The sequence below is a fragment of the Ekhidna sp. genome (genome assembly GCF_040220215.1).
GTDB lineage: Bacteria > Bacteroidota > Bacteroidia > Cytophagales > Cyclobacteriaceae > Ekhidna.
In genome coordinates, this window is record NZ_JAVJTR010000020.1 from 47,920 (window position 1) to 56,236 (window position 8,317).

Annotated in this window: 9 protein-coding genes; 5 read left to right on the top strand and 4 right to left on the bottom strand. The window is 39.2% G+C overall.

The features are described 5' to 3' along the window. Positions 1-74: 74 nt before the first annotated feature. The 4 genes from RIC88_RS14070 (at position 75) to RIC88_RS14085 (ending at position 2,525) form a co-directional block, all read left to right on the top strand. A complete protein-coding gene (locus RIC88_RS14070) occupies positions 75-389 on the top strand; it encodes a plasmid mobilization protein (RefSeq protein ID WP_502880006.1) in 315 nt (104 codons plus the stop codon). After that, positions 386-1,102, top strand: a complete 717-nt coding sequence (locus RIC88_RS14075; protein ID WP_350218191.1) for a relaxase/mobilization nuclease domain-containing protein — start codon at positions 386-388, stop codon at positions 1,100-1,102. Before RIC88_RS14070 ends, RIC88_RS14075 begins: the two co-directional genes overlap by 4 nt. Beyond that, positions 1,102-1,653 (top strand): hypothetical protein, encoded by a 552-nt coding sequence (locus RIC88_RS14080; RefSeq protein WP_350218192.1) that lies wholly within the window; start codon positions 1,102-1,104, stop codon positions 1,651-1,653. The genes RIC88_RS14075 and RIC88_RS14080 overlap by 1 nt, the downstream gene beginning before the upstream one ends. Before the next feature lie 182 nt (positions 1,654-1,835). After that, complete coding sequence (locus tag RIC88_RS14085; RefSeq protein WP_350218193.1) at positions 1,836-2,525, top strand: GIY-YIG nuclease family protein; 690 nt, start codon at positions 1,836-1,838, stop codon at positions 2,523-2,525. Positions 2,526-2,807: 282 nt separating this feature from the next. On the opposite strand, the gene RIC88_RS14090 is transcribed toward RIC88_RS14085, so the two are convergent. Together RIC88_RS14090 and RIC88_RS14095 are read right to left on the bottom strand one after the other, a co-directional pair. After that, positions 2,808-3,485, bottom strand: coding sequence for a thioesterase II family protein (locus tag RIC88_RS14090; RefSeq protein ID WP_350218194.1), 678 nt, complete (start codon positions 3,483-3,485; stop codon positions 2,808-2,810). A gap of 65 nt (positions 3,486-3,550) precedes the next feature. After that, a complete protein-coding gene (locus RIC88_RS14095; RefSeq protein ID WP_350218195.1) occupies positions 3,551-4,162 on the bottom strand; it encodes a 4'-phosphopantetheinyl transferase family protein in 612 nt (203 codons plus the stop codon). Positions 4,163-4,395: 233 nt separating this feature from the next. On the opposite strand from RIC88_RS14095, the gene RIC88_RS14100 reads away from it, so the two are divergent. Next, positions 4,396-5,376: a TauD/TfdA family dioxygenase gene (locus RIC88_RS14100; RefSeq protein ID WP_350218196.1), complete on the top strand. Its 981-nt coding sequence runs from the start codon at positions 4,396-4,398 to the stop codon at positions 5,374-5,376. Position 5,377: 1 nt separating this feature from the next. On the opposite strand, the gene RIC88_RS14105 is transcribed toward RIC88_RS14100, so the two are convergent. Both RIC88_RS14105 and RIC88_RS14110 read right to left on the bottom strand, forming a co-directional pair. Further along, positions 5,378-6,994, bottom strand: coding sequence for an MBL fold metallo-hydrolase (locus RIC88_RS14105; protein WP_350218197.1), 1,617 nt, complete (start codon positions 6,992-6,994; stop codon positions 5,378-5,380). A gap of 31 nt (positions 6,995-7,025) precedes the next feature. Beyond that, positions 7,026-8,300, bottom strand: coding sequence for a diaminobutyrate--2-oxoglutarate transaminase (locus RIC88_RS14110; RefSeq protein ID WP_350218198.1), 1,275 nt, complete (start codon positions 8,298-8,300; stop codon positions 7,026-7,028). Positions 8,301-8,317: the final 17 nt, after the last annotated feature.

Consider the following 8,317-nt stretch of genomic DNA (forward strand, 5'->3'; position numbering starts at 1 on the left):
GTGTTTTCCGCATCTCAAAACGAGGTTTTGAGCGCTACAAACAATCTGGTTTTGCTCACTTAAGGTTCGCAAAAGTGGCCCGCCCGAAGAAGACCATCACAAAGAAGAAACGGCATACTGTTCATTGTACAGTGTCCGAATCCCTGACCATAAAGGGGAAGGCAAAATTGTGCAAAATGACAGTTAGTGAATACCTATTAAAGGTTGGGTTAGGTAAGCAAGTAAAAGCAAGATTAACTGAGGAAGAAGTAAGGATCTTCAGGGAGTTAACAGCTCAAGGTAACAACTTAAATCAGATAGCAAGAGGAGTCAATCAAACAGGTTTATTGAGTCCTTCAGACATTGATGATCTTATGAAAATCAAGGAGCTAATTAAGAGACTATTATGATAGGAAAAGCAATCAATGGAAAGAGTTTTGGAGGATGCGTGAACTACTGCTTGGACGAAAAGAAATCACCCGAAATTCTGGATACAAATGGAATCATGATTGGAAGTAAAAATGAGATTACCCAACAATTCAATGCCATCAGAAAGCTTCGTCCCCAGGTATCGAAAGCAGTCTGGCATACACCCATTGCTTTTGCTATTTCTGATAAAGTAGATAACCAGTTAATGCAGATAATCGCGAGAGATTACATGAAGGAAATGAAACTAGTAAATAACCAGTATTTGGTTGTAAGGCACAATGACACCAGGCATCCTCATATGCATTTGATCATTAACCGGATCGGCTATAATGGCGAGGCTCTGAGTGATGGATTTAATAGTGTCAGGACAATGAAAGTCATGCAAAAGTTCGAAAAGAAATATGGATTGACTGTTGCCATCGAGCAGGGTAATATTCGGAAGATGACTATCAAAAATGAAATTGAAACAGCCATAAAAAGGAGAGAGTCATTTGATCAAACCATGACAAGAATCAAGACAATGGGATATGAGATAACCATCAACAAAACAAGTAAAGGCGAGCTCAACGGCGTTTCATTTAAACACCCTGATGATAAGATCATCTACAAAGCAAGTCAGATTAATCGAAGCTTGCCTAAGATGCTTAAAACCCTTCATCGAGCTTTAGAACAACAACATGAAATGACACGATAATGGATAATGATCAGGTATTATTAGAAGCATTAGCAGAAGATCAGGAAAGCCTTAAGAAGAAGGTGAAACAGCTAGAAGCAGTTATCAATGAAGAAACTAAAGGAGCTCTACATGATGAGCAAATGGATAAGCTTGTCAAGCTATTCAATCACTTATCAGCTCGACTTAAGAAATTGGAAAATCAGAATGATGCTTCAGTGGAATTAGATAAGCCCAACGAAACAAAAATCACCAGAGTTAGAATCAACCGTAAAATGGTAGTGGCTTTCATGCTGATTGGTAGTCTTCTTTGGTATTGTGCAATACTTATAAATAGAGGCATTAAGTATGAAGAGCCATACTATAAATATCAATCAATGGATCTGTTTGGTCTGAGTAAGAACGAAGTAGACTATCACTATCAGCTGAATGAAGATAGTATGATACAAGTGGTTGAAGATTCAATCAATCATATCCATAAAAGGCGGAAGGCTCAGAATGAAATCGAAGAATACCATCAGCGAATTAACAGTCTTAAGGAAGAGTTTAAACTTAATTCGAAAAATGAATGAATTGAGTAAAGGTCGGTCACGCCCCCAGCACTCCCCACCAAATCGGTTCTTCACTTCTCGGTTTAACCTAACAAAATCAGCCCGCCTTAAATCCTCGGCACTCAGACTTCCATTTGGTTTACACACTCTCGTGACCGGGTACATGACTCAATTAATCATTGTTTCATGTAACCTTAAATCAGATGAAAAACCAAAGCGCAGATGAGATCTTCATCTATGTTTTACGACTTGAAAACGGGAAGTACTATGTTGGACAGACAAACGATCTACCAAGACGTTTCAGAAATCATCTTTCCAAATCATCAGGAGCTGAGTGGACCCGACTTCACCGACCGATTGAAATTCTTAGGCGTTTCAGAACAGGATTGAATGATCCTGACTTAGCACTCAAGTATGAGAATGAATGCACGCTCCAGTGTATCGAAGAGTTTGGATGGCAGCATGTCAGGGGTGGAGACTATATCTATGTGGATGAGGAGCAGCACTACCTTCATCTCATTCAGGAAAGCAACCTCGGAAATCACATCTGTCCAGTTGAAGTTGAAGATGGTATTGACATATCAACTATTGAAAGGTGTGTATTTACGTTGGAGCTGGAAAAAGAGAAATATTTTGTAAGTACCACTAAGAATCTAAACCTGGCAATTCTAAGTGAGCTGAACGGGAGAGGAGCAGACTGGACCAAGATATTTAAACCTAAGAGATTGATACGTATAGTCTCAGTTAATAATGATCAGGAGTTTGAGGCCATGCACCTCCAGGAACTCAAGCGAGCATTTCTGAGGTATCGTTGTGAGGATGTGAGGGGAGGGAGGTTTAATTTGATCCATCCGGAGAGTCATTGGCGGATGATAGAGAAGAAACTGATATGAATAGCCACTATTTGATCTGACGATTAAGAAGTTACCCTACACTCTCATGATTATCCTAAATATATTGCTTTCTAAACTTGAATTGAGGATTTTTTACTTCGCTGAAGTCAAAATTAATTTTTCATAAAATTTTATCTAATAAAAATATTAATTTAAGAATTAATGTTGTTTAGGTAAGAATGGAGTCAATTCTCTTGAGGTCATTCTGAACTCATTTCAGAATCCATTTTCAAAGAATGATTGCCGCTGAGAGATTCTGAAATAAATCAAAATTATATTGATTTAAGAATGGTTTATCTCCAAAGCGATCTCATTCAGATGCTGATTAATAAAGAAATGTCCGCCTTCAAGATGATTAACCAAAACTTTTCCAAAGGAAAATTTTTTCCAATTCTCAATAAAAGATGCATGCTTTTCATTATTACCCATGATTGCTAGAACATCAGTTTTGATATATTCATTGGGTAGATCAAATTCCTCCAATATTTGGAAATCAGATCGAAGAATTGGATTAAAAAAATTGAAGAGTGAATCGTCACTTAAAACCTCTTCAGGCATTCCACCGAAACTTCTTAAAACTTCCTTAAACTCATTATCAGATGATAGGTATTCTTTCTTGTATGATGCAATTCCAGGACCAGCACTTCCTGTCACAATAATTCTACGGGGGGCATCAAATCGACTTTCAAGTTGAAGTGTAAGATAGAACGCCATAATCGCACCCATGCTATGCCCGAAAATTAAATATGGCTTACCATTTCTCAATCTCATAATTTGATAAAGATAATCTCGAATAGCTGCTTCTCGATTTCGTATTAAATCTTCACTAGTTCTTTTTCCTCTTCCCGGAAGTTCAAGTGTGAAAATGTCGTAATCTTTTGAAATATAATTCGTTAGCGATCTATATGAATAGCAATTACCTCCTGCAAAAGGCAGTAGAAAAATCTGTTTTGACGACATAATTGATTAAGTATAATTCCCTGAGCTTGCTAAAAGTTTATTGACCAAACTTTTTAAAATCTTCTTCACATGGTGAGATTACGAACAACTATTTCTCTTTTCTTCACATCTTCACATTTTATTTTCTGATGAGAAGTAGCAATATGACAGATATATTCTTTATCCAAAAAGATTTCAGTGACAAAAAATGTTTCACTGTCAAAGCAAGTTTTTCCGTCTTCAATTTCAAAGGATTTTAGTGGAATAGACAAACCTTTACCATTTGCCTTTAAAATAGCTTCTTTTTGGGTCCAATGTTCAAGAAACGCCGTTTCCCTATTTATGGAATTAAGGACTTTATTTTGTTCAGATAGGGTCATATGATTTTTGAAGTCTTCGATTTTTATGGGATGATATTTCTCAATATCAATGCCAAGACTAGCACGTTGATTTGCAACTATTACCCCTACTAATTCTCCAGAATGAGATGTGTTGAATTGAACATCAGAGCCTTCTAAATACGGTTTGTCAAATTGAGTTAATCGTAAATTTCTGAGGTCTACTTCTTCATTTAAATATTCCAATCCTTTCTTTAACAGTAGCCTACCAAGCAAAGATAGTTGGGCGTCTTGCCACCTTTTATATTTCTGCAGCTTTTCCTGGTACTCGATTGAAAATGAGCACGAAAAATTTTTCATTAATGAATGGTGTGATTTTTCACATATTTTGGAATATAATAAGACCACTGATCTCTAGAAATTGAAATATATTTATTGTACTATGAACTTATCTCCATATTATCAAATATATGGCCTCTTTGTTAAATGTATTCTTCACTCGGGTAAAATATGATGGTTTCTTACTGAATACCTTGGCTGATTTTGATAAATTGAATTAATTTAACTTCTGTTTCTTTCACTTCAAAAATGCAATGAGCTTAGCAACGAACGATAGAATTTCAGCTTTGAAGAACGTCAATGTTCAGGTTCCGGCTAGTGATTTCACGCTACCATTTATGATTTCTCCAAAAGGAGGAGAAGATTTGGTCAAATGGGCCATCAATCATCAAAATTTACTATTTGATCTTCTTATCGAACATGGAGCTATCCTATTTCGTGGAATGAAAATTGGATCAGCTTCGGCTTTTGACGAGTTGTTTTCCAAACTATGTGGGGGATCAATTGAATATATCAATCGGACTTCTCCCAGGGATAAGGTAGTCAATAATGTCTACACCTCTACAACCTACCCCAAGGAGCACCCTATCCATATGCACACGGAGAATTCCTATTCACCTGAGTTCAATAGAATTATCGGCTTTTTTTGCCTAAAGCCACCTATGAAAGGTGGCGAGACTCCCATCGCTGAAGAGCGACTTTTATTAAAAGAACTTCCTGCAGAAACTGTATCAAAGTTTCGAGACAAGAAAATCCTTTATGTCAGAAATCTGGTAGATGGGATTGGTATAGACTGGCAAACGGCTTACCAAACTTCGGATAGAAATGAAGTAAACCGGAGACTGGAATCAAGCAACATCAGCTACGAGTGGATCAGTGAAGATCATTTGCGCACCAAATGGGTTTTGCCGGCAGTGATTAACCATCCTATCACTGGCGAAGAGGTGTGGTTCAACCACATGTATTTCTATCATAAATCGCTTTATGATCCTTCTATTTTGGAATACTTCGAGGATGAGGATTTACCATTTTCCAGCTATTATGGAGATGGAAGCAAAATTGAGGACGAAGTAATCAACGCCATCAGGCAGTTTTATCAGAGGTACTCTATTGTTTTCAAGTGGGAAAAGGATGATTTTCTCTTGATTGACAACCTAATTTTCTCACACGGAAGAAATCCCTTTGAAGGAGAACGAATGATATTAACTGCTATGTCTGACCTTCTCACTTACTGATTCAGTCCAGGATCATCATGTCTTTTTTATTGTAAAGGATTTCTTTCTCTCCAAAAAGTCGTTCGGCCATGATGCCGCTAGCCTTACACTTTTCAACCAGCTTGTTCGATTGTACAATAGGGTTGGATTCGTCGGTGTATTTGATACTGGAAATAAACTCCACCCATGGTTCTTGTCCCATGGCATAGACATATACTTCACTAGGTTTGAAAATATCAATGAGTTGCATACCTTCTTGGCAGTTAGACCCGCTCAGCCTTCGGCTCTGATCCTGGGAGTGACTCACCTCTTTGGAGAACAAAGGTCCATATAACCATGATAGGGGAGCACCGTCACACTCCATGCCCATGAAGATCACATCAACAACACCTATCTGCTTGGATACGTGCTCGTACAGCCTTGGTTCTATGATCCTGGAATCGGCTGTGAAGAGCAATTTGAAATCTGAAATAGAGATCGTGTAGCACGATTTAGACATGATATTCAGGTCACAATGTTCACCTGTGAATGGCAGAGAGGTGATTTCCACGTCCGAGAATCGAATGGACTCCATTTCCAGTATGGAGGTCACATTTTTAAATCCGATGGTGTTGAGTAATAATTTCATGTCCACGTCTTCGAGCCTTCCACTTCTTGATCCTGGCACAATGATATTTTTGATACGGTGCCTGAGCGGTAGTAATGTTTCAAACAGGATGTGGTCTTGATGATTATGGGTGATGAGGACATAATCGATGAACTCAGGAAGGTCTGCATCTGAAAAATGTTCTAGGTCGGTTTGATACCCGTAATAGCTTACAAGCGGATCGACAAGGATAGAAACCTCACTGGTCTCCAAAAGGATACAGGCATGTCCGAAGTATCTCATTCTGATTTTATCACCATGGTATTCCTTGTAAGGGGGTGGTGCTTCTGTTGTGAATAATGTTCGGAAGTGAGGTTCCTGCTCAGGGGTGATCCCAAGCAATTGAGCAATTTGATGGTAAGAGTCTGCTGTTCTCCTCATACGAGACAAACGATCTATTCCTTCATGATCAAAAGAGATCGGCAAATGCAGTTTATCCGTTTCCCCAACAAAAGGTGTGCTTAGACAAAATGGTCTTTCGTCATTTTCTGTTAACCATACGGCGATACTCTGTAAGTTTTTATTATAGTACTCACTTTTGTACCAAAGCGGTTCAAAAAACCTGAAACCGGGGTTATTTCTTCTGTCATAGTACAGCTCTACGAATCCTTTCAATGGGTCAGGTACCTTTTCATAAACCTCCTGTAAGCTATGTCCATCGGTGTTTTCAGTCAGCATTTCATCCAAATCATGGATGGCATTCGATAGCTCCAGTAATTTGTCCAACCCTAATGTGCTTTCTTTCAATCGGTTGACATCGGCTGACCTGTCTTCACCACCAAAATCCATGAAAGGCCCTCCACGCATGGAGGGAAGCTTAAGTGCTCTTCTGTGCACTTCTGGTTCTTCAATGTAAGACTCAATGATCTTGAGTTGCCTGTTGGCAATCTCCATGGCTAGCGTGGGAGGGTAAATGAGGTGGGTCCAGGCATACCAATTGTTCACCATAGGTTCGATCACCACATTTTGTTTTAGGAAAACTTGATTTTGCATATTAATCAGATTGAGGTCGTTTGAATATTTTTTAGTTAAGCGTCTGTAATTTCTTTTTCTGCCCAACATGTTCATGAACCAAATGTGCAATGACTTTCAGCCCCTGGGTCAGATCTGCGCTAGTGATGTTGATTGGAGGCATTATTTTTATTACGTCACTATTTCCGCAGATATCTACTAAAATGCCATTGTTAAATATGGCTTTCTGCAAAATAGAGGTAGTTTCTTGCGTTTCGAACCTAAACCCTCGCATCACACCCTTGCCCTTCAATTCACAGTATTTTCCCAAATTGTGATGGATGAAAGCTTCTTCAAGTGATGTAGCAAGCTCTCCGATCGTTTCGCGCTGCATGTTGGGCTCAGACCACAGTTCGCTCATGCATCCGGCAGCCACAAATGCCATGTTATTCCCACGAAAGGTCCCGTTGTGTTCACCAGGATTCCAACAATCTATTTCCGGCTTGATCAGGTTCATAGCAAAAGGGATGCCAAGGCCTGACAACGACTTGGACATACAAATGATGTCGGGATCAATAGCTGCGTCTTCAAAGCTGAAGAAAGTACCTACACGACCTACTCCTGTTTGTATGTCGTCTATTACCAGTAAGATTTCATAATCCTTGGCCAATTGATCCACAGCTTCAAGCCACTCTCTGGTTGCAACTTTCATACCCCCCTCTGCTTGTATTGTTTCGAGTATGATCGCTGCTGGCAGTTCACTGGTTTTACAATTGCTAAGAAATGTTTTCAGACTCAACAAGTAATTATCTTCCGTTGCGAACGGGAACCCCAATGCATGCTGGACATGGTCTTTATGAATGTTTGGACGGAGCTTTCCCGAGATCGACATCGAGCCATATGTCATGCCATGAAAGGAATCATGAAAGAACACCACATTTTCCCGACCCGTAAATTTTCGAGACAACTTTATCGCAGCTTCAATGCTATTGGTTCCTGTGGGGCCCGTAAATTGGAATTTGTAAGTCATTTGTCGAGGCCCAAGGATGTTATGCGTAAAATCTTCAATAAACTGCCATTTGGCTGACGTCATTTGATCCAAAGAATTGACAATGCCATTCTCATGGAGGTAGGTGGTCAGGCGCTCGATGATTTTGGGATGATTATGGCCGTAGTTGAGTGATCCTGATCCACAAAAAAAATCAAGGTACTTTACTCCATTTTGGTCATACAGAAAGCTGCCTTTTGCTTTGGCAAACACCTCGGGAAATATCCTATTGTAGAAGCTTACATCGGATTCTGAAGGATGTTTTGCCTCTGCACTTACATTGTTAAATTGTTTATTCATTGAAGTCAAATCTAACC

Bases quoted from the DNA above. Each gene is read 5' to 3' on its own strand.
- RIC88_RS14075 (WP_350218191.1), top strand. From the start codon at position 386: ATGATAGGAAAAGCAATCAATGGAAAGAGTTTTGGAGGATGCGTGAAC.
- RIC88_RS14080 (WP_350218192.1), top strand. From the start codon at position 1,102: ATGGATAATGATCAGGTATTATTAGAAGCATTAGCAGAAGATCAGGAA.
- RIC88_RS14085 (WP_350218193.1), top strand. From the start codon at position 1,836: ATGAAAAACCAAAGCGCAGATGAGATCTTCATCTATGTTTTACGACTT.
- RIC88_RS14090 (WP_350218194.1), bottom strand. From the start codon at position 3,485: ATGTCGTCAAAACAGATTTTTCTACTGCCTTTTGCAGGAGGTAATTGC.
- RIC88_RS14095 (WP_350218195.1), bottom strand. From the start codon at position 4,162: ATGAAAAATTTTTCGTGCTCATTTTCAATCGAGTACCAGGAAAAGCTG.
- RIC88_RS14100 (WP_350218196.1), top strand. From the start codon at position 4,396: ATGAGCTTAGCAACGAACGATAGAATTTCAGCTTTGAAGAACGTCAAT.
- RIC88_RS14105 (WP_350218197.1), bottom strand. From the start codon at position 6,994: ATGCAAAATCAAGTTTTCCTAAAACAAAATGTGGTGATCGAACCTATG.
- RIC88_RS14110 (WP_350218198.1), bottom strand. From the start codon at position 8,300: ATGAATAAACAATTTAACAATGTAAGTGCAGAGGCAAAACATCCTTCA.